The organism is Citrobacter sp. Cpo012, assembly GCF_030333015.1.
Classification (GTDB): domain Bacteria; phylum Pseudomonadota; class Gammaproteobacteria; order Enterobacterales; family Enterobacteriaceae; genus Citrobacter; species Citrobacter portucalensis.
The window spans coordinates 226,331-252,816 of the sequence record NZ_JAOWGR010000036.1; the positions used below are offsets into that span (position 1 = coordinate 226,331).

24 protein-coding genes and 1 pseudogene are annotated in these 26,486 nt (G+C 51.8%); 19 read left to right on the plus strand and 6 right to left on the minus strand.

Annotation, left to right across the window (positions count from 1 at the left end; genetic code table 11):
- Positions 1-101: 101 nt before the first annotated feature.
- Positions 102-287 (minus strand): hypothetical protein, encoded by a 186-nt coding sequence (locus OGX90_RS07870; RefSeq protein WP_286623485.1) that lies wholly within the window; start codon positions 285-287, stop codon positions 102-104.
- 936 nt (positions 288-1,223) lie between these two features.
- Here OGX90_RS07870 and OGX90_RS07875 point away from each other — a divergent pair.
- A pseudogene (locus OGX90_RS07875) lies at positions 1,224-1,541 on the plus strand (DUF4113 domain-containing protein); the annotation flags it as partial.
- Between the two features lie 93 nt (positions 1,542-1,634).
- On the plus strand, positions 1,635-2,531 hold the full coding sequence (locus OGX90_RS07880; protein ID WP_286623487.1) for a phage exclusion protein Lit family protein: 897 nt from the start codon (positions 1,635-1,637) through the stop codon (positions 2,529-2,531).
- A gap of 412 nt (positions 2,532-2,943) precedes the next feature.
- Here the strand turns inward: OGX90_RS07880 and OGX90_RS07885 are convergent, their stop codons facing one another.
- On the minus strand, positions 2,944-3,885 hold the full coding sequence (locus tag OGX90_RS07885; protein WP_048215842.1) for a formate/nitrite transporter family protein: 942 nt from the start codon (positions 3,883-3,885) through the stop codon (positions 2,944-2,946).
- A 288-nt stretch (positions 3,886-4,173) separates the two neighbouring features.
- Between OGX90_RS07885 and mlaA the strand changes: the two genes are divergently transcribed.
- On the plus strand, positions 4,174-4,929 hold the full coding sequence (gene mlaA / locus OGX90_RS07890; protein ID WP_003028190.1) for a phospholipid-binding lipoprotein MlaA: 756 nt from the start codon (positions 4,174-4,176) through the stop codon (positions 4,927-4,929).
- A 59-nt stretch (positions 4,930-4,988) separates the two neighbouring features.
- Here the strand turns inward: mlaA and fadL are convergent, their stop codons facing one another.
- Positions 4,989-6,320 carry a long-chain fatty acid transporter FadL gene (fadL, locus tag OGX90_RS07895; protein ID WP_020996688.1) on the minus strand — a complete coding sequence of 444 codons (1,332 nt, stop codon included), beginning with the start codon at positions 6,318-6,320 and terminating at the stop codon, positions 4,989-4,991.
- Between the two features lie 371 nt (positions 6,321-6,691).
- Here fadL and OGX90_RS07900 point away from each other — a divergent pair, with 371 nt between their 5' ends.
- The 4 genes from OGX90_RS07900 to sixA all read left to right on the plus strand — a co-directional run bounded on the left by OGX90_RS07900 (position 6,692) and on the right by sixA (position 11,305).
- Complete coding sequence (locus OGX90_RS07900; protein WP_003834838.1) at positions 6,692-6,976, plus strand: YfcZ/YiiS family protein; 285 nt, start codon at positions 6,692-6,694, stop codon at positions 6,974-6,976.
- Between the two features lie 177 nt (positions 6,977-7,153).
- A complete protein-coding gene (fadI, locus tag OGX90_RS07905; protein ID WP_008785369.1) occupies positions 7,154-8,464 on the plus strand; it encodes an acetyl-CoA C-acyltransferase FadI in 1,311 nt (436 codons plus the stop codon).
- Positions 8,464-10,611 (plus strand): fatty acid oxidation complex subunit alpha FadJ, encoded by a 2,148-nt coding sequence (fadJ, locus tag OGX90_RS07910; protein WP_071445198.1) that lies wholly within the window; start codon positions 8,464-8,466, stop codon positions 10,609-10,611. The genes fadI and fadJ overlap by 1 nt, the downstream gene beginning before the upstream one ends.
- Before the next feature lie 208 nt (positions 10,612-10,819).
- On the plus strand, positions 10,820-11,305 hold the full coding sequence (gene sixA, locus OGX90_RS07915; RefSeq protein WP_003028179.1) for a phosphohistidine phosphatase SixA: 486 nt from the start codon (positions 10,820-10,822) through the stop codon (positions 11,303-11,305).
- Positions 11,306-11,379: 74 nt separating this feature from the next.
- Here the strand turns inward: sixA and smrB are convergent, their stop codons facing one another.
- On the minus strand, positions 11,380-11,931 hold the full coding sequence (gene smrB, locus OGX90_RS07920; RefSeq protein WP_003839296.1) for an endonuclease SmrB: 552 nt from the start codon (positions 11,929-11,931) through the stop codon (positions 11,380-11,382).
- Between the two features lie 166 nt (positions 11,932-12,097).
- Between smrB and prmB the strand changes: the two genes are divergently transcribed.
- The 6 genes from prmB to OGX90_RS07950 are packed head-to-tail and all read left to right on the plus strand — an operon-like array spanning position 12,098 to position 16,648.
- Positions 12,098-13,030, plus strand: a complete 933-nt coding sequence (prmB, locus tag OGX90_RS07925) for a 50S ribosomal protein L3 N(5)-glutamine methyltransferase (RefSeq protein WP_003028173.1) — start codon at positions 12,098-12,100, stop codon at positions 13,028-13,030.
- A 39-nt stretch (positions 13,031-13,069) separates the two neighbouring features.
- Positions 13,070-14,155, plus strand: coding sequence for a chorismate synthase (gene aroC, locus OGX90_RS07930; RefSeq protein ID WP_003834825.1), 1,086 nt, complete (start codon positions 13,070-13,072; stop codon positions 14,153-14,155).
- A 3-nt stretch (positions 14,156-14,158) separates the two neighbouring features.
- Entirely contained in the window at positions 14,159-14,983 is an 825-nt protein-coding gene (gene mepA / locus OGX90_RS07935) for a penicillin-insensitive murein endopeptidase (protein ID WP_032944099.1), read from the plus strand.
- Complete coding sequence (locus OGX90_RS07940) at positions 14,983-15,792, plus strand: sulfite exporter TauE/SafE family protein (protein WP_003834821.1); 810 nt, start codon at positions 14,983-14,985, stop codon at positions 15,790-15,792. Before mepA ends, OGX90_RS07940 begins: the two co-directional genes overlap by 1 nt.
- The gene (locus OGX90_RS07945) at positions 15,792-16,340 is read left to right on the plus strand and encodes an elongation factor P hydroxylase (RefSeq protein ID WP_003834819.1); all 549 of its coding nucleotides are present in this window, start codon (positions 15,792-15,794) and stop codon (positions 16,338-16,340) included. Before OGX90_RS07940 ends, OGX90_RS07945 begins: the two co-directional genes overlap by 1 nt.
- A gap of 32 nt (positions 16,341-16,372) precedes the next feature.
- Positions 16,373-16,648 carry a YfcL family protein gene (locus tag OGX90_RS07950; protein ID WP_003028163.1) on the plus strand — a complete coding sequence of 92 codons (276 nt, stop codon included), beginning with the start codon at positions 16,373-16,375 and terminating at the stop codon, positions 16,646-16,648.
- 114 nt (positions 16,649-16,762) lie between these two features.
- On the opposite strand, the gene mnmC is transcribed toward OGX90_RS07950, so the two are convergent.
- A complete protein-coding gene (gene mnmC / locus OGX90_RS07955) occupies positions 16,763-18,763 on the minus strand; it encodes a bifunctional tRNA (5-methylaminomethyl-2-thiouridine)(34)-methyltransferase MnmC2/FAD-dependent 5-carboxymethylaminomethyl-2-thiouridine(34) oxidoreductase MnmC1 (RefSeq protein WP_234692616.1) in 2,001 nt (666 codons plus the stop codon).
- Between the two features lie 159 nt (positions 18,764-18,922).
- Between mnmC and fabB the strand changes: the two genes are divergently transcribed.
- Positions 18,923-20,143: a beta-ketoacyl-ACP synthase I gene (gene fabB / locus OGX90_RS07960; RefSeq protein ID WP_048215847.1), complete on the plus strand. Its 1,221-nt coding sequence runs from the start codon at positions 18,923-18,925 to the stop codon at positions 20,141-20,143.
- Between the two features lie 230 nt (positions 20,144-20,373).
- A complete protein-coding gene (locus OGX90_RS07965; protein ID WP_003834805.1) occupies positions 20,374-21,552 on the plus strand; it encodes an MFS transporter in 1,179 nt (392 codons plus the stop codon).
- Here the strand turns inward: OGX90_RS07965 and flk are convergent.
- Positions 21,549-22,550 carry a flagella biosynthesis regulator Flk gene (gene flk / locus OGX90_RS07970; protein WP_008785362.1) on the minus strand — a complete coding sequence of 334 codons (1,002 nt, stop codon included), beginning with the start codon at positions 22,548-22,550 and terminating at the stop codon, positions 21,549-21,551. The genes OGX90_RS07965 and flk overlap by 4 nt on opposite strands.
- 108 nt (positions 22,551-22,658) lie before the next feature.
- Here flk and pdxB point away from each other — a divergent pair, with 108 nt between their 5' ends.
- The 4 genes from pdxB (at position 22,659) to OGX90_RS07990 (ending at position 26,373) form a co-directional block, all read left to right on the plus strand.
- A complete protein-coding gene (gene pdxB / locus OGX90_RS07975; protein ID WP_032944094.1) occupies positions 22,659-23,795 on the plus strand; it encodes a 4-phosphoerythronate dehydrogenase PdxB in 1,137 nt (378 codons plus the stop codon).
- 68 nt (positions 23,796-23,863) lie between these two features.
- Positions 23,864-24,877 carry an aspartate-semialdehyde dehydrogenase gene (locus tag OGX90_RS07980; protein ID WP_008785360.1) on the plus strand — a complete coding sequence of 338 codons (1,014 nt, stop codon included), beginning with the start codon at positions 23,864-23,866 and terminating at the stop codon, positions 24,875-24,877.
- Complete coding sequence (gene truA, locus OGX90_RS07985) at positions 24,877-25,689, plus strand: tRNA pseudouridine(38-40) synthase TruA (RefSeq protein WP_003028142.1); 813 nt, start codon at positions 24,877-24,879, stop codon at positions 25,687-25,689. Before OGX90_RS07980 ends, truA begins: the two co-directional genes overlap by 1 nt.
- 24 nt (positions 25,690-25,713) lie before the next feature.
- Positions 25,714-26,373 (plus strand): DedA family protein, encoded by a 660-nt coding sequence (locus tag OGX90_RS07990; protein ID WP_003028140.1) that lies wholly within the window; start codon positions 25,714-25,716, stop codon positions 26,371-26,373.
- Positions 26,374-26,486 lie beyond the last annotated feature (113 nt).

Below are 26,486 nucleotides of genomic sequence, written 5' to 3' on the forward strand. Positions count from 1 at the left end.
TGCATGATGACTTCTGCATCCATAATTACAAATATTATTGCTAAGGCTATGGGGTAAAATAAATAATGTTTTATGGTTTGAAGTCTACTGTATATTTTTAATTATTCGGAAGGATTAATACCACCTGCTTCTAACCAAGTTTCAACAGCCTTTCGACTATACCGTGTTGGATATGTTAGAACTGGTTTAGGAAAACCGCGCTCTTTACGTAATCTCCAGACGGCAATTTTTTTCTTACCCAACAGTTCAAATACTTCTTTCTCTTCCATAAAATCATTGCTAGTCATAATAACTTCATCAATAATTATCGTTATAAATACAGGTTTCGTATCCGCCGTGAGCAGCTTTATAGTGGGTAACGACAACACCACGCAATTAGCTTCGCGTCAACCAATGCAATCGCCTTATCAATCACCTTCACTGCATCGGCCATTACGCTGTACCTTCACGAAGTTGGTTAGCGAATAACAGAGCCTGATTACCAGCGTGAACAATGCTTTCTTCTTGCTCTTCTTTCCCTATGGCAATAGTGACTTTTGCGTACTTTTCCACACCAGTGGCCTGGATATCGCGAATAACCTGATCGGTTAATGGAGTTAACCCGCATAATTCTCTCGGTTAGTTTCTCCGTGTTATATGTGCCCTGCACAGCGCTGAATTTTGGTTGCACGAATCCCTCGCCAAAAGGCGAATAAAAGTTTGGGTTTCGTTTCAGTAAATGCTCCATCAAGAGGCACTTAGTGAAACGGGCGACTGCAATCGCCGGTTAGTTTCTCCACTCAATTGAAAGCGCGTTCCGCTGGTTTTGGATTTAACGAACTGGCACTTAATGACAAGGGACAGAACGCGCTTTCAGTTGAGTAAAAAGGGCGGTACCAGGGACTTCAAAGGTTGGTACTGGTACCGCCAAGACTCCACACAGCTTTCTTACTTCCTTGAACCACGCTGGCTACGTGATTTGGTGTGTGGTGGCTGACGCTGATCTCCAGCTCAGTGGCTCGGTGTTTCAATATCGTAACCGCCCGTTCCATCCGCGTTCGATCAGTCCGTATGCTCGCTTAGAACGTTTCGCCTGCTTATCTTTTCTCAACTGTTTGACGGTCAGCCCCGTAATCCACCACAATTGGAAGCGCATTCTGCCTGTTTCACACCTGTCACCCATAACTGGTAAGTGAAGGGGTGCGCTTTCATGTTGTGAGTTGTGCTGCCGGGACTCAAACCCGGACAGCCGGGATATCATTGCAGCAGCAACGAGGAGTCTGGATGCAATATGGAAAGACGGGCACAGATATCAGAAAGCAGGGGTAATACTGGGGGACTTCTTCAGTTAGGGGATCGCCCAGTTGAATCTGTTCGATGATAATGCGCCTCGCCGGGGTAGTGAGAAGTTGATGGAAGTTCTGGATCATCTGAATGCAAAGGAAGGACGGGGGGCGCTTTATTTCGCTGGTCAGGGTATTCAGCAACAGTGGGCAATGAAACGTGAACTGCTATCGCCAAGGTATACAACTAGGATAAAAGATATTTTAAGGGTGAACTAGATATTTTTAAATGATAAGGAATTCAATGTTATATTGAGAATGGTTTGGTGATGTGTTATTGTTTTAATTATTTTATTTTGATTTGGTGATTTCATGAAATTTAATAATTATAATCCTACTCATGATGGTTATCTTCCTGTTAGGGTTCTTCAACATAATATAATTTATGAGTTTGAAAAAGTTGTGTGTGTTTTTACAACTGCATCTGCGAGTGCAATTGCAAATGAAGGTTTAAATAAAAGCATTAACTATATTGTAAATAAAGATGCTCAGAATGGGTATACAGTTGCGCCTCCATGTGTTTATGTGAAATCTAAAACAATTCAGATACAAGAAACATTTTTAGCATACCTTTGGGGGATTAGCTATTGTCTTTATACATTTGCCAATGAAATTATAAGTAGAGAGGGGAATGTTTGTCCTGAAAAAAATAATGAAATTAACAGAGTGTTCAAATATTCCTGCTCATTAATCAATAAATATTCAGAATGGGATAAAACGATAATCCCAAACCCAGAGGAGTATGAGGAAGAGTTCAGGGGTGATATAGAAAAGGTAAATGAGATTTTCCTGATGGCCTTCAATTTCATTCTTTGTCATGAGTTTTCGCATGTTGAATGTGGCCATTGTAATACAAACGGTGACATTTCAGATGAACAGAAGAAAGAATTAGAAATCAATGCGGATAAAAGAGCTATTGAATTACTTACGACCGGTCAAAATACTCCTTCTGTGAGTTATGGAATTAGTGTGGCTATAATTTCGCAGGTGTTTTTTGGAGCGAAATTACATCAAAAAATCCATCCTGATGTAGATGTACGTATTTTGAATGCTTTTACACAATTAGAATTAAATGACAATGATCAATCATGGTTAATAGCTTGCATTGGTATGGCACTGTGGTCTGATAAGTATTCTATGGATTTATTTTGGTGTGAAGGAAAAAGTTTCAAGGATCTGTTTGAAATGATAACAAAATCGCTTGATTGAAGATCTGATATTATCATGGATCTGAATTATTTTGTGTGCCTGAATGTTACGCTATCAGTTTCGGAAGTATACTTTTTCATTTAGCAATTGCTCTTCACGTTCCGTTTGAAAGTGTTAATTAGAGCATAATAAAACTAACTGGCCAATAGGTCTGGATGCTTAGAATGTCATGTTATGATTCTTCAGCGAACAGAACGAAGTAATCTTAACGAGTTATAGGCAATGTTTATTATTTTGTGTACATATTTGAGTACATTTTATTGATTTGAATTTAAATAAACCGTATATTTTCAATTGGTTGATTTTCTTGAGTATTGTATCCATTCACTAAGGGGACGAAGCGGCACGAGTATAGCGTTTTTTACTCACAACGGTAAGTCTCAAGCCGCCCGACTGCTCAAACAGTCACCATTCAGGCCTGTTTTTTCTGGTTTTTCTGCGTTTGCTCATCACGCTTTGCTTGCAACCTGGCTTCTTCCTTGCGTTTGTTGCTCATATCATTGCGGATCTGCGCATGGCTCATTAGCGCGAAAATAAACGTTCCGCCACAGATATTCCCGGCGAGCGTTGGTAGCGCAAAGGGCCAGAAAAAATCACTCCAGTGCAGCGTGCCATTAAAGACCAAATAGAGAATTTCCACCGAGCCGACGACGATATGCGTGGTATCACCTAACGCAATCAGCCAGGTCATCAGAATAATGACCACAATTTTTGCCGCTCCGGCGGCGGGGAACATCCACACCATCGTGGCAATTAACCAGCCAGAAATGATGGCGTTGGAAAACATCTCTGTTGGCGTATTTTTCATCACATCCATACCAATTTTCACGAAGGCATCGCGGGTCTCTTCATCAAAAATCGGCATATGTTCAAAGGCCCATGCGGCAACCCCGGTGCCAATAATATTACCCAGCAGCACCACGCTCCACAGGCGCATCAACAGGCCAAAATTGCCGAGGGTAGGGTTTTGCATCACCGGCAGTACAGCGGTGACGGTATTTTCGGTAAAAAGTTGCTGGCGGGCCATAATGACAATAATAAAGCCGAAGGTATAACCGAGGTTCTCGAGTAAAAATCCCCCTGGCACGCCTTCCAGCTGTACGTGAAAAATCCCTTTTGCCAGTAGCGAGGCTCCCATCGACAGTCCTGCTGCGATGGCTGACCACAGTAGCGCCATCGCGTCACGCTCCATCTCTTTCTCCCCATCCTGGCGAATATGTTCATGGATTGCCATGGCGCGGGAGGGGAGTCTGTCCTCATCAAGCTCTATCTTTTTTCCTGTTAGCTTTTCATCGCTTTCCACCTCGAGTTCGTCGCTGTGTCGATCAATCTTATCTTTCTTGATGTCATTCATGGCCGAATCCTGAATAAGCACGTATTGCTAAAGCGTAGCGGCTTTTGTCTGAAAATCAGCGGGAGAAAGTCTGAGATAGCAAAAATAGTAACGTTTGTTTTTATCGGGTTAGTTAGAATAGAACCGCCGCGGAGTGCGCATTACCAGGCTATGATCAAATCAGTAAGACAGGGTATATAGACATCATTTGACGTGCTGTTACAATCGCTCACATCTAAACAGGCGGATACGTCATCGTTCCGTCATGGATGGCAATCAGCGATAGCCATAAAACACAGGGAGACACTTATGAAGCTTCGCCTGTCGGCGCTTGCGCTGGGAACCACACTTTTGGTGGGGTGTGCGAGCTCCGGTACTGAACAGCAGGGGCGTTCGGACCCATTTGAAGGGTTCAACCGCACCATGTACAACTTCAACTTTAATGTTTTAGATCCATACGTTGTTAGACCCGTAGCTGTTGCCTGGCGTGACTATGTTCCGCAGCCGGCGCGTAATGGTTTAAGCAACTTTACGGGGAACCTTGAAGAGCCGGCCGTCATGGTCAACTATTTCCTGCAAGGCGATCCTTATCAGGGGATGGTGCACTTTACCCGTTTCTTCCTGAATACCCTGTTAGGTATGGGCGGCTTTATCGATGTGGCAGGTATGGCTAATCCGAAGTTGCAGCGCGTTGAACCACACCGCTTTGGCAGCACGTTAGGACACTATGATGTTGGTTACGGGCCGTATATGCAGCTTCCGTTCTACGGTAGTTTCACGCTGCGTGATGACGGTGGTGATATGGTCGATACGCTGTATCCGGTACTGTCCTGGCTGACCTGGCCGTTGTCGATAGGCAAATGGACGGTTGAAGGGATTGAAACTCGCGCGCAACTGCTCGACTCTGACGGTCTGCTGCGTCAGTCTTCCGATCCTTACATCATGGTGCGTGAAGCTTACTTCCAGCGTCATGACTTTATTGCGAACGGCGGGAAACTCAAACCAGAAGAAAACCCGAACGCGAAAGATATTCAGGATGATTTAAAAGAGATCGATTCTGAGTAAGGAATTGGGCAAATAAAAAGGTGAGCTAAAAAGCTCACCTTTTTTACGTCTGAAGAAAATCAGAATGCGTAGTTCAAGTTCATACCGTACAACCAGGCTTTCCCTTCAGATTCAAAGGAGTATGGGCCTTCTTCGAATTTCACTTTCTGACCGTGCATATAAGAGATGCCAACATCCAACGATGCATCCTTATTAAAGGCGTAGGTTGTACCCGCGCTCAGCCAGAAGCGGTCCTGATCCGGAATAGAGATGGAACGACGGTTTGCCGGAACCGGGCTATCATCAAAGGCGATACCGGTACGGAACGTCCAGGTATCATCATAGTAATAGGTAGTACCGAGCGCGATGCGATAGGAGTCTTTGAAGCCTTCTTCTTTATAGAACAAGGTTTGGCCGTTGTTGCCTTTTGCTTTCAGCTCCTGGAACTGACTCCAGCTGGTATAAGCCATGCTGTAGTGAACCGCCCACTGTGGTGCAACGCGGTTATAGCCTGAAAACTCCCACATTTCTGGCAGGTTCAGATCAAGTGAACCATCGATCGTACTGCCGTTGGTTCCTGCTGGCAGGCTGGCGAACACCGGACGCAACTGCGCAGGAATACGGTCCATTGATGGCAGATTGCTGCGGTAATCACCGTTGAAGTCAATTTTTACTTCAGAACGGTAGGTGAAACCGTAGCGGTTATCTTTATCTACTTCATAAAGAAGGCCAGCATTCCAACCGAAGCCCCACTCGTCACCTTTCAGGCGCGCAATCTGTGTATCTGCCGGATATTGCGCGGCCAGTGATGGAGGAATTCTGCCCCCGGAGCCTGCAACGATCTGCTGTGGTAAATCGCCAGCATAGCGTTCAAGCTTCGCTTTTGCATAGACGGCGTTTAAACCGAGACCGAAGCTAAAATGATTGTTCAGGCGATAAGCACCGCTCAGGTTTAGATTGAGCGTTTCCAGATCGGTTTTTCCGCCCATCGAGCCTGCTGTGTAATTATTGTTAAACTCCGTAGCCAGGCCGTAGTTAGAGGTGACTGAGGCCCCCCAACCAAACTGATCGTTAATCGGAGCAACAAAATGCACGTTCGGTATCCAGGCTGTTGGGGCGATATTATCCTGGCTGGCGTCATTGCCAATACGCGAGCGACCGGAAATATCTACATCCGGGTCAACGAAAATTGCACCTGCTGAGAAAGTAGGGCGATCGAACATCATAATCAGTGCCGGGTTACGACTGGCGTTACCTGCATCATCTGCAATTGCGCCTTCACCCGAATATGCCCGGCCAAGGCCAGAGGAAGAAAATTCGTTTAACTGAAAGCCTGCAGACCAGGCCTGTGTGGAGATAATTGCCACTGCGACTGCGAGAGCAGACTTTGTAAACAGGGTTTTCTGGCTCATGACCATAACCTCATAGATTTATTTTTATACAAACAATGTTACATGCCGTAACAGGAGCGCGAAGTGTAGGGTCTGAGGTACGACTTAGAAATCAGACCAGTGGCGTGAGTATAGGTCGGACCAGCTGGAATGTTGCAAGTATGTTTATAAATATTTTCAAATTTGATCAGAGAAACGCGATCCAGCTGGCAAAATTGCGGGGGTGCGCACTCACCTGTTTGGGCGATTTTTGTTTTAGATCATTTTTAAGTGTGATTTCGGTCACTTATCGCATTTCATACAATTAACGACTGGAGAGGCGAATAATGGGAGCGTAAAATATCCCTATCGTTTATCTGGCACCTCAGGTGCGAATACAGAGGAAATCTACAATGAGTAAATGCAGTGCTGATGAAACCCCGGTTTGCTGCTGTATGGATGTTGGCACCATCATGGACAACTCCGATTGCACCGCGTCCTACAGCCGTGTGTTCGCGAACCGCGCAGAGGCAGAAGAAACGCTGGCTGCTCTGACCGAAAAGGCGCGTGGCGTGGAATCTGAGCCTTGCCAAATCACCTCGACCTTTACTGAAGAGTCAGAAGGTGTGCGTCTGGATATCGACTTTGTTTTTGCCTGTGAAGCTGAAACGCTGATCTTCCAGCTGGGCCTGCGTTAATCCCCCTCTGCAAAAGCCCTTGCTATCTGATAGCAAGGGCTTTTTCGTAACTGTCAGTGATTATTCACTGTGTCTTAGCTCCCACTTTCTTTTCTCTCCGCTTGGCTAAATGTAAAAAATTGGTTAAGACTATGATCAGGTCAGACCACTTATTTTATTTTTTTACAGGGGAGTGTTATGAGTCAGGCTTTACCGCTGGTTACCCGCCAGGGCGACCGTATTGCCATTGTAAGTGGGTTGCGTACGCCATTTGCTCGTCAGGCTACCGCGTTTCATGGCATTCCCGCCGTTGATTTAGGAAAAATGGTCGTCGGTGAGCTGCTGGCGCGCAGCGAAATACCTGCTGATGTGATTGAGCAACTGGTTTTTGGTCAGGTGGTGCAAATGCCTGAAGCGCCAAATATTGCTCGTGAAATCGTGCTGGGAACCGGCATGAATGTGCATACGGATGCCTATAGCGTAAGCCGAGCCTGCGCGACCAGTTTTCAGGCAGTGGCGAATGTCGCGGAAAGCCTGATGGCGGGGTCTATTCGTGCGGGAATTGCGGGTGGTGCGGACTCCTCGTCAGTCTTGCCTATTGGCGTTAGTAAAAAGCTGGCGCGGGTGCTGGTGGATGTCAATAAGGCCCGGACTACCGGTCAACGCCTTAAACTCTTTTCCCGACTGCGTTTACGTGATCTGATGCCTGTGCCGCCAGCCGTCGCTGAGTATTCCACCGGTTTGCGTATGGGGGATACGGCTGAGCAAATGGCCAAAACCTATGGTATTACCCGAGAACAGCAGGACGCTCTGGCGCACCGCTCTCATCAGCGTGCCGCTCAGGCGTGGGCTGAGGGAAAGCTGGCAGATGAGGTAATGACTACCTACGCGCCACCGTTTAAAGATCCTTTTTCAGAAGATAACAATATTCGCGGTAACTCTACGCTGGCCGATTACGCCAAACTACGTCCGGCGTTTGACCGCAAGCACGGCACTGTCACCGCAGCAAACAGTACCCCACTGACGGACGGTGCAGCCGCCGTGATCATGATGACGGAGTCGCGTGCGAAAGAGTTGGGGCTGGTGCCGCTGGGATACCTGCGTAGTTTTGCTTTTACCGCCATCGATGTCTGGCAGGACATGCTGCTGGGACCTGCGTGGTCAACGCCGCTTGCCCTGGAGAGAGCGGGTCTGACCATGGCAGATTTAACCCTAATCGATATGCATGAAGCCTTTGCCGCTCAAACGCTGGCGAATATTCAGTTGCTGGGTAGCGAACGTTTTGCCCGCGACGTGCTGGGCAGAGCACATGCCACTGGCGAAGTTGATGACAGTAAATTTAACGTGCTGGGTGGATCGATTGCCTATGGACACCCCTTCGCCGCCACTGGTGCGCGCATGATTACCCAAACCCTCCATGAGTTACGACGTCGTGGCGGTGGTTTTGGTTTAGTGACCGCCTGTGCAGCTGGTGGTTTGGGTGCAGCCATGGTTCTGGAGGCGGAATAATGGAAATGGCATCGGCTTTTACACTAAACGTACGCCTGGATAACGTTGCTGTTGTCACCATTGATGTGCCCGGAGAGAAAATGAACACCCTGAAAGCGGAGTTTGCTTCTCAGGTACGGGCCATTCTGAAACAAATTCGCGATAACAGAGCATTGCGCGGCGTGGTGTTTATTTCGGCTAAACCCGATAACTTCATTGCCGGGGCGGATATCAACATGATTGGTAGCTGTCGCAGCGCGCAGGAAGCCGAAACGTTGGCCCGTCAGGGGCAGCAGATGATGGCTGAAATCAATGCCTTGCCGATCCCGGTTATCGCCGCGATTCATGGCGCATGCCTCGGCGGTGGCCTGGAGATGGCGCTGGCGTGCCACAACCGTATTTGTACCGATGATGTTAAAACCGTACTGGGTTTACCGGAAGTACAACTTGGCTTGTTGCCCGGCTCCGGTGGTACGCAGCGGCTGCCGCGCTTGATTGGCGTAAGTACCGCACTGGATATGATCCTCACCGGAAAACAATTACGCGCAAAACAGGCGCTGAAAGTTGGTTTAGTGGATGAAGTTGTACCGCATTCCATTTTGCTGGAAGCAGCCGTTGAACTGGCTAAAAAGGACAGTTCTGCGCATCGAACACTGCCCGTGAGAGAGCGAGTGCTGGCGGGGCCGCTGGGGCGGGCGCTGTTGTTCCGCATGGCCAGTAAAAAGACGGCGCAAAAAACGCAAGGTAACTACCCTGCAACAGAACGTATCCTTGAGGTCATCGAAACCGGGCTAGCGCAAGGCAGCAGTAGCGGTTACGACGCTGAGGCCCGCGCGTTTGGTGAACTGGTGATGACATCCCAGTCTCAGGCGCTACGGCACATCTTTTTTGCCAACACCGATGTGAAAAAAGATCCCGGAAGTGATGCGAAACCTGGCCCGCTAAACAGCGTAGGTATTTTGGGCGGCGGTCTGATGGGCGGCGGTATTGCCTACGTGACGGCCTGTAAAGGCGGCTTGCCTGTGCGCATCAAAGATATAAACGCTAAGGGAATCAACCACGCGCTGAAGTACAGCTGGGATCAGCTTGAAACGAAGGTTCGCCGCCGTCATATCAAAGCCAGCGAACGCGATAAACAGCTGGCGCTGATTTCGGGATCAATCGACTACCGTGGCTTTGCGCATCGCGATCTAATTATTGAAGCCGTGTTTGAAGATCTGTCGCTAAAACAACGGATGGTGGCAGAAGTTGAGCAAAATTGCGCACCTCATACCATTTTTGCTTCTAACACCTCATCTTTGCCCATTGGCGATATTGCTGCGAACGCTGCAAGGCCCGAACAAGTGATTGGTTTACACTTTTTTAGTCCGGTGGAAAAAATGCCGTTGGTCGAAGTGATCCCGCATGCCACGACCTCTGAGCAGACAATTGCAACTACCGTTAAGTTAGCGAAAAAACAGGGCAAAACGCCGATAGTGGTGAGAGATAAGGCCGGCTTTTACGTTAACCGCATTTTAGCGCCTTATATTAACGAAGCGATTCGTATGTTGACCGAAGGCGAGCGGGTCGAAACCATAGACGCCGCGCTGGTTAAGTTTGGTTTTCCAGTTGGGCCAATCCAACTTTTGGATGAGGTCGGAATTGATACGGGCACTAAAATTATACCAGTGCTTGAGGCTGCATATGGAGAACGTTTTAGCGCGCCTGCAAATGTTGTTGCTTCAATTTTGAATGACGATCGCAAAGGTAGAAAAAATGGTCGGGGTTTCTATCTTTATGGTGCGAAAGGGCGTAAAAGCAAAAAACAGGTCGACCCTGCAATTTATACGCTTATTGGCGTCCAGGGTCAGGGCCGACTTACCGCTGCGCAGATAGCAGAGCGGTGCGTTATGTTAATGCTCAATGAAGCAGCCCGTTGTTTCGACGAGAAGATAGTCCGCAGCGCACGTGATGGCGACATCGGCGCTGTATTTGGTATTGGTTTTCCGCCATTCCTCGGCGGCCCGTTCCGGTATATGGATTCTCTCGGCGCGGGTGAAGTGGTTGCGGTTCTGCAACGGCTGACCACGCAGTACGGCTCGCGGTTTACACCGTGTGAGCAGTTATTGCAGATGGCGGAACGCAGTGAAAGATTCTGGAATATTGGGGAAACTGACCTGAATTCATGAGGTCAAAGGTAGGATGAATCCGCACTGAATGTATGGGTCGCGCTCAAAATGTAAACAGAGATTGACTATACTTACGCCGTTGAGGTAAAAAACAGCGTTTCATTCGGTGAATGGATAAGGCACAATGCCGGCCACCATATCGTTACCACAGCCAATAGGGGCTGTGAATAAAGGTAGTGGTGATTCTGGTTAACAAAAGCGGTGCAATATGCAAGTTTTTATCATGCGTCACGGCGACGCGGCCCTCGATGCCGCCAGTGATTCGGTTCGTCCCTTAACCTCCTGTGGTTGTGACGAATCTCGCCTGATGGCGAACTGGCTGAAAGGTCAAAAAGTGGATATCGAACGTGTTCTGGTGAGCCCGTTCCTACGAGCCGAACAAACGCTGGATGTGGTGGGGGAGTGTATGAACCTGCCAACCGGTGTTGATGTTTTGCCGGAGCTGACTCCCTGCGGCGATGTCGGTCTGGTCAGCGCCTATTTACAGGCTCTGGCCAATGAAGGTATCGCCACGGCACTGGTTATCTCTCACTTGCCTTTAGTGGGATATCTGGTGTCTGAGCTTTGCCCGGGCGAAACACCGCCGATGTTTACCACATCAGCGATTGCCAGCGTTACGCTTGATGAGAGCGGGAAGGGTACTTTTAACTGGCAGATGAGCCCGTGTAACCTGAAAATGGCAAAAGCGATTTAAACAGGCCGGATAAGGCGCAGCCGCCACCCGGAAAATCAAAGAGCCGCAAATGCGGCTCTTTTTGTTTTTTTGCATCACGGAAGTTCGGGCGGTAGCCACTCTTCCACTTCAATCAGCACCAGCAGCGCGGCGTCGCCACCGTACTCTTTCGGTGCCTGATGAAAGGCCATTACGTGCGGATGCTGCGCCAGCCAGAGCGGCGTTTGCTGCTTAAGAATATGCTTTCCGTGGCCATGCATCACGCAGGCACAAAACACATGTTCGCGACGACAGGCGGCAATCAGCGCGCCTAACTCCTGTTTGGCCTGCTGCTGGGTCAGTCCGTGCAGATCGAGAAACAGCTCCGGGGAGTAATCGCCACGGCGCATTTTTTTCAGTTCGAAATGGCTCACGTCGGCACGCAGGTATCTTACCGGGCCGTCCGTATTCAGCAGCGGCTGAAACTCGTCCGAGAAATAGTGGCTGGCATCAGCCTGCTCTTGTAGCAGCCTTTTAACCGGAACCTCGGCAATTTTTTTACGTGGGGGGCGGTGAACAATGGTGTCCTGTTTAATTTTACGCGTACCGGTCATCAGCTGGCGAAACAGCGTCTGATCCTCCTCGCTGAGCGATGTTTTCTTTTTCATTCGAGAGTCTCAACTTTTATTTTCCGTTAGTTTAACCCGACTCGGCGGGCATCCGATCGCTTAAAACGCAATTTTCGCGTTCAGGCCCCGTGTGAATGCTGATTTATCGCCGTCTTCGTGGCAAACTAGCCGCCGAAATTAATACGAGCATGCCCTGGAGGAATACGTGGATAAAATTTTCGTCGATGAAGCAGTGAGTGAACTGCATACCATTCAGGACATGTTGCGTTGGGCGGTCAGCCGTTTTAGCGCGGCGAACATCTGGTATGGCCATGGCACGGATAACCCATGGGACGAGGCCGTACAACTGGTGCTGCCGTCACTTTATTTGCCGTTGGATATTCCAGAAGATATGCGTACCGCGCGTCTGACCTCCAGCGAGCGTCATCGTATTGTTGAACGCGTGATTCGCCGCGTCAACGAGCGCATTCCGGTTGCTTATCTGACCAACAAAGCCTGGTTCTGCGGGCATGAATTTTATGTTGATGAACGCGTGCTGGTTCCACGTTCACCGATTGGCGAGCTTATCAATAACCGCTTTGCGGGCCTTATTAATGAGCAACCGCAGCATATCCTCGATATGTGTACTGGCAGCGGCTGTATTGCCATTGCCTGCGCGTATGCCTTCCCGGAAGCCGAAGTCGATGCGGTGGATATTTCCACTGACGCGCTGGCGGTGACCGAACACAATATTGAAGAACACGGTCTGATCCATCACGTCACGCCGATCCGTTCCGATCTGTTCCGCGATCTGCTGAAAGTCCAGTATGACCTGATTGTGACCAACCCGCCGTATGTCGATGCGGAAGATATGTCCGATCTGCCAAACGAATATCGTCACGAACCTGAGCTGGGTCTGGCGTCCGGCAGCGATGGGCTGAAACTTACCCGCCGCATTCTGGGGAACGCCCCGGACTACCTGTCAGATAACGGTATTCTGATTTGTGAAGTCGGAAACAGCATGGTACATCTGATAGAGCAATACCCGGATGTACCGTTCACCTGGCTGGAGTTCGACAACGGCGGTGACGGCGTATTCATGCTGACCAAAGAGCAGTTAGTTGCTGCTCGCGAGCACTTCAGCATTTATAAAGACTAATTACACGCGCACATACACAACACGCATAACGGAGCCGTGATGGCAGGAAACACAATTGGGCAACTCTTTCGCGTAACCACTTTCGGCGAATCACACGGGCTGGCGCTCGGTTGTATTGTCGATGGTGTTCCGCCGGGCATTTCTCTGACAGAAGCTGACCTGCAGCACGATCTCGACAGACGCCGTCCGGGCACATCGCGCTACACTACGCAGCGTCGTGAGCCGGATCAGGTGAAAATCCTCTCCGGGGTGTTCGAGGGCGTTACCACAGGCACCAGCATTGGCCTGCTGATCGAAAATACCGATCAGCGTTCACAGGATTACGGCGCGATTAAGGACGTTTTTCGTCCGGGACACGCCGACTATACCTATGAGCAAAAATATGGCCTGCGCGACTACCGTGGCGGCGGACGTTCATCCGCACGTGAAACGGCGATGCGCGTGGCGGCCGGAGCTATAGCCAAAAAATATCTGGCGGAAAAATTCGGCGTTGAGATCCGCGGCTGCCTGACGCAGATGGGTGATATTCCGCTGGAGATCAAAGACTGGTCCCAGGTGGAACTTAACCCGTTCTTTTGTCCGGACCCGGATAAACTCGAAGCGCTGGACGAACTGATGCGCGGGCTGAAGAAAGAAGGTGACTCCATCGGAGCGAAGGTGACCGTTGTTGCACGCGGTGTACCTGCGGGTCTCGGCGAACCTGTATTCGACCGCCTGGATGCCGACATCGCCCATGCGCTGATGAGTATTAACGCCGTTAAGGGCGTTGAGATTGGTGATGGATTTGACGTTGTTGCGCTGCGCGGCAGCCAGAACCGTGACGAAATCACCAAAGAAGGTTTCCAGAGTAACCATGCGGGCGGCATTCTGGGCGGGATCAGCAGCGGGCAACAAATCATTGCTCATATGGCGCTGAAACCGACGTCCAGCATTACCGTTCCTGGGCGCACTATTAACCGCTTTGGTGAAGAAGTCGAAATGATCACTAAAGGTCGCCACGATCCGTGCGTTGGGATCCGCGCCGTACCGATCGCCGAGGCGATGCTGGCGATCGTATTGATGGATCACCTGCTGCGTCAGCGGGCGCAAAATGCGGACGTGAAGACCGATATTCCACGCTGGTAAGAGATGAAAAAAACGGCACTTGCGGCGCTGGCTCTGTTTGCCAGTACCGCCTGTCTGGCGGCGACGCCCTGGCAGAAAATTACCCATCCGGTTGCGGGCAGCGCGCAGTCTATCGGCGCGTTTTCCAATGGCTGTATTGTTGGTGCAGATACGCTGCCTGTACAGTCAGAACATTATCAGGTGATGCGTACCGATCAGCGTCGTTACTTTGGCCATCCGGATCTGGTGAGGTTTATCCAGCGTCTGAGTTATCAAGCCAATAGCCAGGGGCTGGGCACGGTGTTAATCGGCGATATGGGTATGCCGGCCGGTGGGCGATTCAATGGCGGTCACGCCAGCCACCAGACGGGACTGGATGTAGATATTTTCCTGCAACTGCCGAAAACGCGCTGGACCCAGTCGCAACTGCTGCGGCCGCAGGCGTTAGATCTGGTCTCACAGGATGGCAAACGTGTTGTGCCGTCACTGTGGAAACCGGAGATTTTCAGCCTGATCAGGCTGGCAGCAAAAGATAATGAAGTAACGCGTATTTTCGTGAATCCGGCGATTAAGCAACAACTTTGTCTGGATGCAGGGACCGACAGGGACTGGTTGCGTAAAGTGCGGCCGTGGTTCCAGCATCGTGCGCATATGCACGTGCGGTTACGTTGTCCTGCCGACAGCCTTGAGTGCGAAGATCAACCGTTACCGCCACCGGGTGACGGCTGTGGCGCAGAGCTGCAAAGCTGGTTCGAACCTCCAAAACCTGGAACCACCAAGCCTGAGAAGAAGACACCGCCGCCGTTGCCGCCTTCCTGCCAGGCGCTACTGGACGAGCATGTACTCTAATGGATCATTTTGCCTCTCTGTTTATGGTGTCGCCACTGCTGTTAGGTGTGCTTTTTTTTGTGGCGATGCTGGCAGGTTTTATTGATTCTCTGGCCGGAGGTGGTGGTCTACTCACCATCCCGGCATTGATGGCGGCCGGGATGCCACCTGCGCAAGCGCTGGCAACCAATAAGCTGCAAGCCTGCGGGGGATCTATCTCTTCCTCCCTCTATTTTATTCGTCGGGGTGTGGTTAATCTGGCGGATCAGAAGCTCAACATCTTCATGACCTTTATCGGCTCAATGAGTGGCGCGCTGTTGGTTCAGCACGTGCAGTCAGATGTTCTGCGCCAGATCCTGCCAGTATTGGTTATCTGTATTGGCCTTTACTTTCTGTTGATGCCGAAAATCGGGGAAGAGGACCGACAGCGCCGACTGCACGGTTTGCCTTTCGCGCTGGTGGCCGGGGGCTGCGTCGGCTTTTACGATGGCTTTTTTGGTCCGGCGGCAGGGTCATTCTACGCGCTGGCCTTTGTCATGCTGTGCGGATACAACCTGGCGAAATCGACGGCCCACGCCAAAGTATTAAATGCCACATCGAATATCGGTGGGTTGTTGCTGTTTGCTCTCGGCGGCAAAGTGATTTGGGCGACAGGTTTTGTGATGCTCATTGGCCAGTTTATTGGCGCACGGATGGGCTCTCGACTGGTACTCAGCAAAGGACAAAAACTCATTCGGCCAATGATCGTTATTGTCTCCGCCGTGATGAGCGCAAAGCTACTTTATGATAATCATGGACAGGAGATTCTCCACTGGCTGGGGATGAACTAATGAATAATACGCATCACTACGAACAGTTAATTGAGATTTTTAACGGCTGCTTTGCCGATGAATTTAATACCCGTCTGATTAAAGGCGACGACGAACCGATCTATCTTCCAGCGGATGCGGAATTACCGTATCACCGTATCGTTTTTGCGCATGGTTATTACGCCAGTGCGTTACACGAAATTTCACACTGGTGTATCGCGGGTAAAGCCCGTCGTGAACTGGTCGATTTCGGTTACTGGTACTGCCCGGACGGACGCGACGCGAAGACACAATGCCAGTTTGAAGATGTGGAAGTGAAGCCGCAGGCGTTTGACTGGTTGTTTTGCATGGCGGCGGGCTACCCGTTTAACGTCAGTTGCGACAATCTGGAAGGGGACTTTGAACCGGATCGCGTGGTATTCCAGCGCCGTGTTCATGCTCAGGTGATGGAGTACCTGGAAAAGGGGATCCCTGAACGTCCGGCGCGTTTCATTAACGCGTTACAGAATTATTATCACACGCCTGAACTTACGGCGGAACAATTCCCGTGGCCCGAAGCGCTCAACTGAAGCCGCTGCCACGTTTACAATGAGGAAATAAGATGATCGCGGAGTTTGAATCACGCATTCTGGCATTAATCGACGATATGGTAGAGCACGCCAGCGATGATGAGTTGTTTGCCAGTGGCTATTTGCGTGGGCACCTGACGCTGGCTGTGGCTGAGCTGGATGCTGGCGAGGACCATTCCGCTGAGGCATTGTACGCCAATGTGACCAGCAGCCTGGAAAAAGCCATCAGCGCAGGCGAACTCTCGCCGCGTGACCAGGCGTTAGTGAAAGAGATGTGGGACACACTGTTCCAGAAGGCAACGCAATAATAATTGCAGTGGATTGTGCCGGATGGCGACGCGAAGGCGTCTTATCCGGCCTACGCGGACGGGGGTTGTAGGCCAGATAAGCGTAGCGCCATCAGGCAATGGCGAGATGGTATCTTATTTCACCGCTTTACCCTTCAATAACTTCCTCACCCATAGACGATTCGGATTCAGCGCTGCCAGCGTGTTGGCATCCATTGGTATGGGTTCATTGCTCATTTGCGATGCCAGAATTTCTGCACACAGCGGGGCAGTACACAGCCCGCGCGAGCCCAGTGCACCTAACATAAATAAATCGGAATACACCGGGGCGTTTACGGCGTGCTCTTTGTCTTCGGCAAGAGTGGCATACTGGCTGAGCGTGGCGTCATAATCCGCGACGTTGCCGACCATTGGCATGTGATCGCGCGTGGCGCAGCGCACTCCACAACGGGCGGCATTGCCACTAACGTCTACTTCTTTTGCCCACGAGGCATTCGGGAAACAATCTATTAAGCGCTGACGGTTTTGCTGCTGATCGTCCGCGCGATACAGCGTTTCTTCACTTCCGCGATGATAGCTGGCGCCAATGCAGTGCTGCTGGTTTTGCGGGTTATGCGGCGTGAGGTAGCCGTCATAGCACAGCACCTGACGCAGCGCTGAAAGCGAAGGCGTGGTAGGAATGTGACTCACCTGACCGCCTACGGAGTACACCGGTAGCGACTGCGTTTGCTCAACGCCATTAATGCGATGCCCGTTAGCCAGAACCACCGCAGCGTGAGTGGCGGTTTCGCCACTGGCAAACGTCAATTGCCAGTGTTCTGTCTGCCGAGACAGCGAGGCCAGCGTATGTTGATACCGGGTGCGTAATCCCAGCGTTGCGGCGTAGTCGAATACGGCGGCGGTTAATTGTGCCGGACACAGCCATCCTCCGGCAGGGTACTGAATCCCGCCGCATCCGGTTTCTACGCCGGTCGTTTGTAAAACCTGCTCTGCGTTAACGCTGACGGCGAGCGCATCAGGCAATTCAAGGGACAGCATTTGGTCGATTTTTTGCTGGCTTTTTTCATCCCACGCCAGTTGTGTCACACCGCACCAGTCATGCGCGAACTCAACGGGGAGGGCGTCATACAGTCGACGAGCGAAGGTAAACGCGGTGGGGAAAAAGAGATTAATGGCCGCGTCATGCTTGCTGAGTAGCGGATAAAGCGCGCCCTGGCGATTGCCGGATGCCCCCCCGGCTGGATTATCGTCGGTGCAATAGAGTGTGACCTGCCAGCCGCGACGCAGTAACGCCAACGACAGCAATGCGCTGGCAATCCCCCCACCAATAATGGCGGCCTCACGTTTATCTGTTCCGGAACGTGCAAACCAGGGAGCCGAGGAGGGGCGCGCCAGCGTCTGTTCCATTACGCCACAGAGCATTTCGCGTTTGCGACCAAAGCCTTTGCATTTTTGCATCGTAAACCCGGCTTCCTGCAATCCCCGACGCACAAAGCCCGCTGAGGTGAAGGTCGCCAGCGTACCGCCCGGACGAGCCAGACGGGCCATTGCGTTAAACAGCGTTGGCGTCCACATATCCGGGTTTTTTGCCGGCGCGAAACCGTCCAGAAACCAGGCGTCCACTTTTTGATTCAGGGAGTCATCGAGCTTACTGGTCAGTTCGTTAATATCGCCAAACCACAGATCCAGCGTGACGAGTCCTTCATCAAGGAGCAGGCGATGGCATCCCGCCAGCGGCAGCGGCCATTGCTCTTGCAGCGCCGTGGCCCACGGGGCAAGTTCTGGCCAGTGCTGATGGGCTAAGGTGAGATCTTCGCGCGTTAGCGGATATTTTTCAAAACTGATGAAATGTAATCTTTCCAGGGTAGCTTCAGGATGGGTATCGCGAAAATCGGCAAATGCCTGCCAGAGCGTCAGGAAGTTAAGTCCGGTGCCAAACCCGCTTTCTGCCACCACGAAGAGGGGGCGTGAATGCGCAGGGAAGCGCTGGGCGAGATGATTCCCGCCGAGAAAGACATAACGTGTCTCTTCAAGCCCGTTATCATTAGAAAAATAGACATCGTCAAAATCTCGGGAAACAGGTGTACCCTCAGCGTTGAATTCAAGGTTTGCAGGTTGTATAGCGTATTGTTTCACGTAAGTTACTCGTCTGGCAGGCTGTGCCCCGATCTTAGCGATGAGTGCCTGGCTGCGCAAATTTCCACATTAAATGGCTGATCGGACTTGTTCGGCGTACAAGTGTACGCTATTGTGCCACTCGAAACTTTAAAATAGTGCGACTTACAGAGGTATTGAATGAAACGTGCAGTGATTACTGGCTTGGGCATCGTTTCCAGCATCGGTAATAACCAGCAGGAAGTCCTGGCATCTCTGCGTGAAGGACGTTCAGGGATCACTTTCTCTCAGGAGCTGAAGGACTCCGGCATGCGTAGCCACGTTTGGGGCAACGTAAAACTGGATACCACTGGCCTCATTGACCGCAAAGTAGTGCGCTTTATGAGCGACGCATCCATCTATGCATTCCTTTCTATGGAACAGGCAGTGGCTGATGCCGGCCTTGCAGCAGAAGATTACCAGAACAACCCGCGCGTTGGCCTGATTGCAGGTTCCGGCGGCGGTTCCCCGCGTTTTCAGGTGTTCGGTGCTGACGCAATGCGTAGCCCGCGTGGTCTGAAAGCGGTTGGCCCGTATGTGGTCACCAAAGCGATGGCGTCCGGCGTTTCTGCCTGCCTCGCAACGCCGTTCAAAATCCACGGCGTAAACTACTCTATCAGCTCTGCCTGTGCGACATCTGCGCACTGTATCGGTAACGCGGTAGAACAAATTCAGCTGGGCAAACAGGACATCGTTTTTGCTGGCGGCGGCGAAGAGCTGTGCTGGGAAATGGCGTGTGAATTCGACGCCATGGGCGCGCTGTCTACCAAATACAACGATGCGCCGGAAAAAGCTTCCCGTACCTATGACGCAAACCGTGACGGTTTCGTTATTGCAGGCGGCGGCGGTATGGTCGTGGTTGAAGAGCTGGAACACGCGCTGGCACGTGGCGCGCATATCTACGCGGAAATCGTCGGTTATGGCGCAACGTCCGATGGCGCAGACATGGTTGCTCCGTCTGGTGAAGGCGCAGTACGTTGCATGCAAATGGCGATGCACGGTGTAGACACCCCGATCGACTACCTGAACTCTCACGGTACCTCTACCCCGGTAGGCGACGTGAAAGAGCTGGGGGCAATTCGTGAAGTGTTTGGCGACAACAGCCCGGCAATCTCTGCGACTAAAGCCATGACCGGCCACTCCCTGGGCGCAGCTGGCGTACAGGAAGCTATCTACTCTCTGCTGATGCTGGAACACGGCTTTATCGCGCCGAGCATCAACATTGAAGAGTTGGATGAGCAGGCGGCAGGTCTGAACATCGTGACTAAACCGACCGAGCAGGCGCTGACTACTGTGATGTCCAACAGCTTCGGCTTTGGCGGCACTAACGCTACGCTGGTTATGCGTAAGCTGAAAGCATAAGACAGTGTGCCGGATCTTATATCCGGCTCATGCTGTACAGTAAAGGGAGCCGTCAGGCTCCCTTTTTTATATCGTTGACAATCGATCGGGTTTACAGGCAGACTCCAGCTTCAACATTATCCTCTTGATAATGCGTAAGCGTTTAACGTTATCCAACGCACCTTAATCCTGATAGTCAGGTAGAGGGGGCGTGGACATTCCTCGCCTTACTCTGCATTTTGGAGTAACGCATGACAGCTGTAACCCAACAAGAAAAAACACCTTCGGCGAACTTTTCGCTGTTTCGTATCGCTTTTGCAGTTTTCCTGACCTATATGACGGTCGGTCTCCCTTTGCCCGTGATTCCTCTGTTTGTGCATCAGGAACTGGGCTATGGCAATACCATGGTCGGTATCGCCGTAGGCGTACAGTTTCTGGCAACGGTATTAACGCGCGGCTACGCCGGGCGCTTAGCCGATCAATATGGTGCTAAACGCTCGGCGCTACAGGGGATGTTTGCCTGTGGGCTGGCGGGCGCGGCGTGGCTTTTAGCCGCGCTATTACCTGTTTCTGTCCCTGTAAAATTTGCGTTGTTAATCGTCGGGCGTTTGATCCTCGGTTTTGGCGAAAGCCAACTGCTCACCGGTACGCTGACCTGGGGGTTGGGGCTGGTCGGTCCAACACGCTCCGGTAAGGTGATGTCGTGGAACGGAATGGCAATTTACGGCGCGCTGGCCGCCGGTGCACCGTTGGGCCTGTTGATCCACAGCCACTTTGGCTTCGCGGCGCTGGCGGGAACGACGATGGTATTACCATTGCTGGCATGGGCATTCAACGGCACCGTGCGCAAAGTGCCTGCGCATGCAGGAGAACGTCCTTCTTTATGGAGCGTAGTCGGGCTTATATGGAAACCGGGCCTGGGCCTGGCGCTGCAGGGCGTTGGCTTTGCGGTGATCGGTACATTTATTTCACTCTATTTTGTCAGCAACGGCTGGACGATGGCGGGGTTCACCCTGACTGCGTTTGGTGGGGCGTTTGTGCTGATGCGCATTCTGTTTGGCTGGATGCCGGACCGTTTCGGCGGCGTGAAGGTTGCCGTTGTCTCTTTGCTGGTGGAAACAGCGGGGCTGATTTTGCTGTGGCAGGCCCCATCGGCCTGGATTGCGCTGCTCGGGGCGGCATTAACCGGGGCCGGGTGTTCGCTTATCTTCCCGGCATTGGGCGTCGAAGTGGTGAAGCGAGTGCCCGCGCAGGTTCGCGGTACGGCGCTGGGCGGTTACGCCGCGTTTCAGGATATCTCCTACGGTATAAGCGGTCCGGTCGCCGGGGTGCTGGCCACCGCGTACGGTTATCCCTCAGTGTTCCTTGCCGGGGCGATATCCGCCGTGGTGGGGATTATTGTAACGTTGCTTACGCTGCGTAAAGGTTAAGCGACCAGCCAGAAAATGGCTAACGCAATTATCAACGCAACAAACAGCAGTCCCGGTCGTGCCGACAGAGATTTAACCGTTTCAATCATCGGCGCGAACGGGCTGTAAATGGGCTGCAGATGACGCGGCTCGCTGAGCTCACGTTCTCGTTCCACGCGACGCAGGAAAATTTGATTGAGCAAGTCCTGCACCTGCACCGTGGTCAGAATCGATTGTGGTTGGATCTGATACGTTTGCTGTGCGTATTCTTTTATCGCTGTCAGCTCATTCGGCTCTAATGGCAGCTTCAGCGCCGCCTGGAGCGTTTGTAGCGTCGGTGCGCTTTGCAGGCTGAGCGTCTGGCGCGCCTGCAGCCAGGTGACCAGGTGCGTAAACTGTTTGGCAGGGATCAGCTCACCGCTTTTTACGCCAGACAACTCCAGCATCGACTGCCAGATCATCTTCCCGGATTCTCCCGTGGCCGCCGCCAGTTTGGTAACTAACTGGTTCAGCGTATTGTGCTCTGCGGGGAGCAAAGGGCGATCGGTAGCCGGGCGCTGCTGCGGCTGCGGTATCGACAGCTGTCCTTGTTGCAGCAGCGTGAGCACGTTCTTCAACTGCTCAGGCGTGAGCTGGCTGAGCGCCGTTTGCCCATACTGCTGACGGATAAAATCACTCACCGCCTGGCGATTATTTCCCTGGCTCAGTAATTCAGTGAGCTGCGAAAGCACCTGACGATTAACATGATTTTGCTGAGCAACCCCCAGTCGTTGGTTAAGGTTTTGCTCAGCGGCAGGAAAGTGACGTGATTGCAGCGGCGTATCACTTTTGACGCCCAGATCGTGCTTCATTCCGGCCCACACCTCAGCGCTTTGCTGCTGGGTGAGTGAAATCAAACGGGTAATTAGCCGTTCCAGCACAGTACGTTGTTGCGTGGATAGCGGTTGTTCACCCGCAGCGGAAGGGGCATTTTGGCCTTCGCCGGGAGGGCGTGCGGGCGTACCTGAAATGGGCTGCATCATCTCTGTTCCTTAAATCTGTGCTGACCAGGTCTCGCAGTATGCCTGGCGGCGAGATTATGGCACACTTGCCCGGTTAACTCTCGTTCTCAAACAGGTGCGAAAGACGTGAAAATCCTCGTTGATGAAAATATGCCCTATGCCCGCGAACTGTTCAGTCGTTTGGGGGAGGTCAAAGCGGTTCCCGGTCGTCCGATTCCCGTTGCTGAACTGGATGATGCGGATGCTTTAATGGTGCGCTCGGTGACGAAAGTAAATGAATCACTGCTTGGCGGAAAACCGGTTAAATTTGTCGGTACGGCAACCGCTGGCACAGACCATGTGGATGACGCCTGGCTTGCGCAGGCGGGGATCGGTTTTTCCGCCGCGCCCGGTTGTAACGCAATAGCGGTCGTAGAATATGTTTTTTCAGCGTTGCTGATGCTGGCGGAGCGCGACGGGTTTGCGTTACGCGATCGCACCGTAGGCATTGTGGGTGTGGGCAATGTGGGCGGGCGTTTGCAGGCGCGTCTGGAAGCGCTGGGGATCCGCACGCTGTTGTGCGATCCACCGCGAGCCGATCGCGGTGACGAAGGCAATTTCTGCTCGCTGGATGAACTGGTTGAGCAAGCCGATGTGCTGACTTTCCATACCCCGCTGTTTAAAGACGGGCCGTACAAAACGCTGCACATGGCGGATGACGCGCTGATTAGCCGGTTGAAGCCGGGCACCATTCTGATCAACGCCTGCCGTGGGGCGGTCATCGACAATACGGCATTGCTGAACCGATTGAATGCCGGTCAGTCGCTGAGCGTTGTGCTGGATGTCTGGGAAGGAGAGCCGGATCTCAATGTGGCGTTGCTGGAGAAAGCCGATATCGGCACGGCGCACATTGCCGGGTATACCCTCGAAGGAAAAGCGCGTGGCACCACGCAGGTCTTTGAGGCCTATAGTAAGTTTATTGGTCACGAGCAGCACGTTGCGCTCAGTACCCTGTTACCCGCGCCGGAATTTGGTCGTATCACCCTACATGGCCCGTTAGATCAGCCAACGCTGAAAAGGCTGGTGCATTTAGTGTATGATGTGCGCCGCGATGATGCGCCGCTGCGCAAAGTCGCTGGAATTCCGGGTGAGTTTGATAAACTGCGTAAAAATTACCTTGAGCGTCGTGAATGGTCGTCTTTATATGTGATGTGTGACGACGCAACGGCTGCTGCCTTATTGTGTAAGCTGGGTTTTAACGCTGTTCATCATCCGGCACATTAATGTCTTCTTAATGCTCCCTGTCGAATAATGCGACAGGGACGCTTACGTATTTCTTGGAGTAAATCACCATGTCTGAAGGCTGGAATATTGCCATTCTGGGCGCAACGGGCGCCGTAGGCGAAGCCCTGCTCGATACGCTGGCTGAACGCCAGTTCCCGGTCGGTGAAATTTATGCGCTGGCGCGTAATGAAAGCGCCGGTGAACATCTGCGTTTTAACGGTAAATCGGTCATAGTGCAGGACGTTGCAGACTTTGACTGGACGCAGGCACAGTTGGCATTTTTTGTTGCGGGCGCTGAAGCCACCGCCGCCTGGGTAGAAGAAGCCACTAATGCGGGTTGCCTGGTGATCGACAGCAGCGGTCTGTTCGCGCTTGAGCCAGACGTTCCGCTGGTGGTTCCGGACGTTAACCCGTTCGTGCTGGCGGATTACCGTAACCGCAATGTGATTGCGGTGCCTAACAGTCTGACCAGCCAACTGCTGTCTGCACTGAAACCGTTGATTGATGACGGTGGGCTTTCGCGTATTACGGTGACCAATATTATCTCAGCTTCCGCTCATGGCAAAAAAGCGGTGGATGCGCTGGCCGGACAGAGTGCAAAACTGCTTAACGGTATCCCGATTGACGAAGATGATTTCTTTGGCCGTCAGTTGGCATTCAACATGCTGCCGCTGCTGCCCGATCGTGAAGGTAGCGTGCGTGAAGAACGTCGTATCGTTGATGAAGTGCGCAAAATTATGCAGGATGACGGTCTGCTCATCTCTGCCAGCATCGTGCAGTCCCCGGTATTTTATGGCCACGCGCAGATGGTGAATTTTGAGGCCCTGCGCCCGTTGGCGGCGGAAGAAGCGCGCGATGCGTTTTCACGCGGTGAAGACGTGGTGTTGTCGGAAGAGACCGATTTCCCGACCCAGGTTGGCGATGCATCGGGCACGCCGCACCTTTCTATTGGCTGCGTGCATAATGATTACGGTATGCCAGAGCAGGTTCAGTTCTGGTCTGTGGCGGACAACGTACGCTTTGGCGGCGCGTTAATGGCGGTGAAAATAGCGGAAAAACTGGTGCAGGAGTACCTGTACTAATGTCTGACCAGCAACAGCCGTCAACCCATAAAATTGCGCTGGGCATTGAGTATGACGGCAGCAAATATTATGGCTGGCAGCGCCAGAACGAAGTGCGTAGCGTTCAGGAAAAACTGGAAAAAGCGCTCTCTCAGGTGGCGAATGAACGCATCAATGTTTTTTGTGCAGGACGCACGGATGCGGGCGTTCATGGCACTGGGCAGGTCGTGCATTTTGAAACCACTGCCCAGCGTAAAGATGCGGCCTGGACACTGGGGGTAAATGCGAATTTACCTGGTGACATCGCCGTGCGCTGGGTTAAAGCTGTACCCGATGATTTTCATGCCCGATTTAGCGCCACGGCTCGCCGTTATCGCTACATCATCTACAATCATCGGTTGCGCCCTGCTGTTTTGGGTAAAGGGGTAACCCATTACTATGAACCGCTGGACGCTGAGCGTATGCATCGTGCGGCCCAGTGTCTGATTGGCGAAAATGATTTTACCTCGTTTCGAGCGGTGCAGTGTCAGTCGCGCACGCCGTGGCGAAACGTGATGCACATTAACGTCGAACGTTTCGGTGCATATGTGGTGGTGGATATTAAAGCGAATGCCTTTGTACATCATATGGTCAGGAATATTGTCGGCAGCCTGATGGAAGTTGGCGCCAACAACCAGCCGGAGAGCTGGATAGCAGAACTGTTAGCGGCAAAGGACAGAACGCTGGCAGCGGCAACGGCGAAAGCGGAAGGACTGTATCTGGTTGCGGTAGATTACCCGGACCGGTTCGACCTGCCAAAACCGCCTATGGGCCCGCTATTTCTGGCGGACTAATTTGAGTCGTATAAAGGCAAAACTATGGACCTGATTTACTTTCTTATCGATTTTATCCTGCACATTGATGTGCACCTGGCGGAGCTGGTTGCGGAATACGGTATCTGGGTATACGCCATTCTGTTTCTGATCCTGTTCTGTGAAACCGGGCTGGTGGTGACACCATTCCTGCCAGGGGATTCGCTGCTGTTTGTTGCGGGTGCGCTTTCTGCGCTGCCAACCAACGATCTTAATGTTCATCTGATGGTGGCACTGATGATTGTGGCGGCGATTGTGGGCGATGCGGTGAACTACACGATTGGCCGATTGTTCGGGGAAAAACTTTTCAGTAACCCGAACTCCAAAATTTTCCGCCGCAGCTACCTGGATAAAACCCATGCGTTCTACGAGCGTCATGGCGGTAAGACGATTATCCTGGCGCGTTTCGTGCCAATCGTGCGTACATTTGCGCCGTTTGTTGCCGGTATGGGACATATGTCCTACCGTCACTTTGCGATGTATAACGTCGTAGGCGCATTGCTGTGGGTATTGTTGTTCACCTACGCAGGCTACCTGTTCGGCGATCTGCCGATCGTCCAGGAAAACCTGAAATTATTGATTGTGGCGATTATCGTCCTTTCCGTATTGCCGGGGGTGATTGAAGTAATTCGCCATAAGCGTGCTGCGTCACGGGCTGCAAAATAGAAAGTAACTCAGCGGTTCGACCACTTTTTTATCCAAAGTTTCGGGCTGTTATGTTTTAATGTGCAACATTCATGGTCTGTTAGGGGCAAAAATGGCATTATGCGCCCCTTATA

Coding starts and splice junctions, on each gene's coding strand:
- OGX90_RS07870 (WP_286623485.1), bottom strand. CDS start 287: ATGACTAGCAATGATTTTATGGAAGAGAAAGAAGTATTTGAACTGTTG.
- OGX90_RS07880 (WP_286623487.1), top strand. CDS start 1,635: ATGAAATTTAATAATTATAATCCTACTCATGATGGTTATCTTCCTGTT.
- OGX90_RS07885 (WP_048215842.1), bottom strand. CDS start 3,885: ATGAATGACATCAAGAAAGATAAGATTGATCGACACAGCGACGAACTC.
- mlaA (WP_003028190.1), top strand. CDS start 4,174: ATGAAGCTTCGCCTGTCGGCGCTTGCGCTGGGAACCACACTTTTGGTG.
- fadL (WP_020996688.1), bottom strand. CDS start 6,320: ATGAGCCAGAAAACCCTGTTTACAAAGTCTGCTCTCGCAGTCGCAGTG.
- OGX90_RS07900 (WP_003834838.1), top strand. CDS start 6,692: ATGAGTAAATGCAGTGCTGATGAAACCCCGGTTTGCTGCTGTATGGAT.
- fadI (WP_008785369.1), top strand. CDS start 7,154: ATGAGTCAGGCTTTACCGCTGGTTACCCGCCAGGGCGACCGTATTGCC.
- fadJ (WP_071445198.1), top strand. CDS start 8,464: ATGGAAATGGCATCGGCTTTTACACTAAACGTACGCCTGGATAACGTT.
- sixA (WP_003028179.1), top strand. CDS start 10,820: ATGCAAGTTTTTATCATGCGTCACGGCGACGCGGCCCTCGATGCCGCC.
- smrB (WP_003839296.1), bottom strand. CDS start 11,931: ATGAAAAAGAAAACATCGCTCAGCGAGGAGGATCAGACGCTGTTTCGC.
- aroC (WP_003834825.1), top strand. CDS start 13,070: ATGGCAGGAAACACAATTGGGCAACTCTTTCGCGTAACCACTTTCGGC.
- mepA (WP_032944099.1), top strand. CDS start 14,159: ATGAAAAAAACGGCACTTGCGGCGCTGGCTCTGTTTGCCAGTACCGCC.
- OGX90_RS07940 (WP_003834821.1), top strand. CDS start 14,983: ATGGATCATTTTGCCTCTCTGTTTATGGTGTCGCCACTGCTGTTAGGT.
- OGX90_RS07945 (WP_003834819.1), top strand. CDS start 15,792: ATGAATAATACGCATCACTACGAACAGTTAATTGAGATTTTTAACGGC.
- OGX90_RS07950 (WP_003028163.1), top strand. CDS start 16,373: ATGATCGCGGAGTTTGAATCACGCATTCTGGCATTAATCGACGATATG.
- fabB (WP_048215847.1), top strand. CDS start 18,923: ATGAAACGTGCAGTGATTACTGGCTTGGGCATCGTTTCCAGCATCGGT.
- OGX90_RS07965 (WP_003834805.1), top strand. CDS start 20,374: ATGACAGCTGTAACCCAACAAGAAAAAACACCTTCGGCGAACTTTTCG.
- flk (WP_008785362.1), bottom strand. CDS start 22,550: ATGCAGCCCATTTCAGGTACGCCCGCACGCCCTCCCGGCGAAGGCCAA.
- OGX90_RS07980 (WP_008785360.1), top strand. CDS start 23,864: ATGTCTGAAGGCTGGAATATTGCCATTCTGGGCGCAACGGGCGCCGTA.
- truA (WP_003028142.1), top strand. CDS start 24,877: ATGTCTGACCAGCAACAGCCGTCAACCCATAAAATTGCGCTGGGCATT.
- OGX90_RS07990 (WP_003028140.1), top strand. CDS start 25,714: ATGGACCTGATTTACTTTCTTATCGATTTTATCCTGCACATTGATGTG.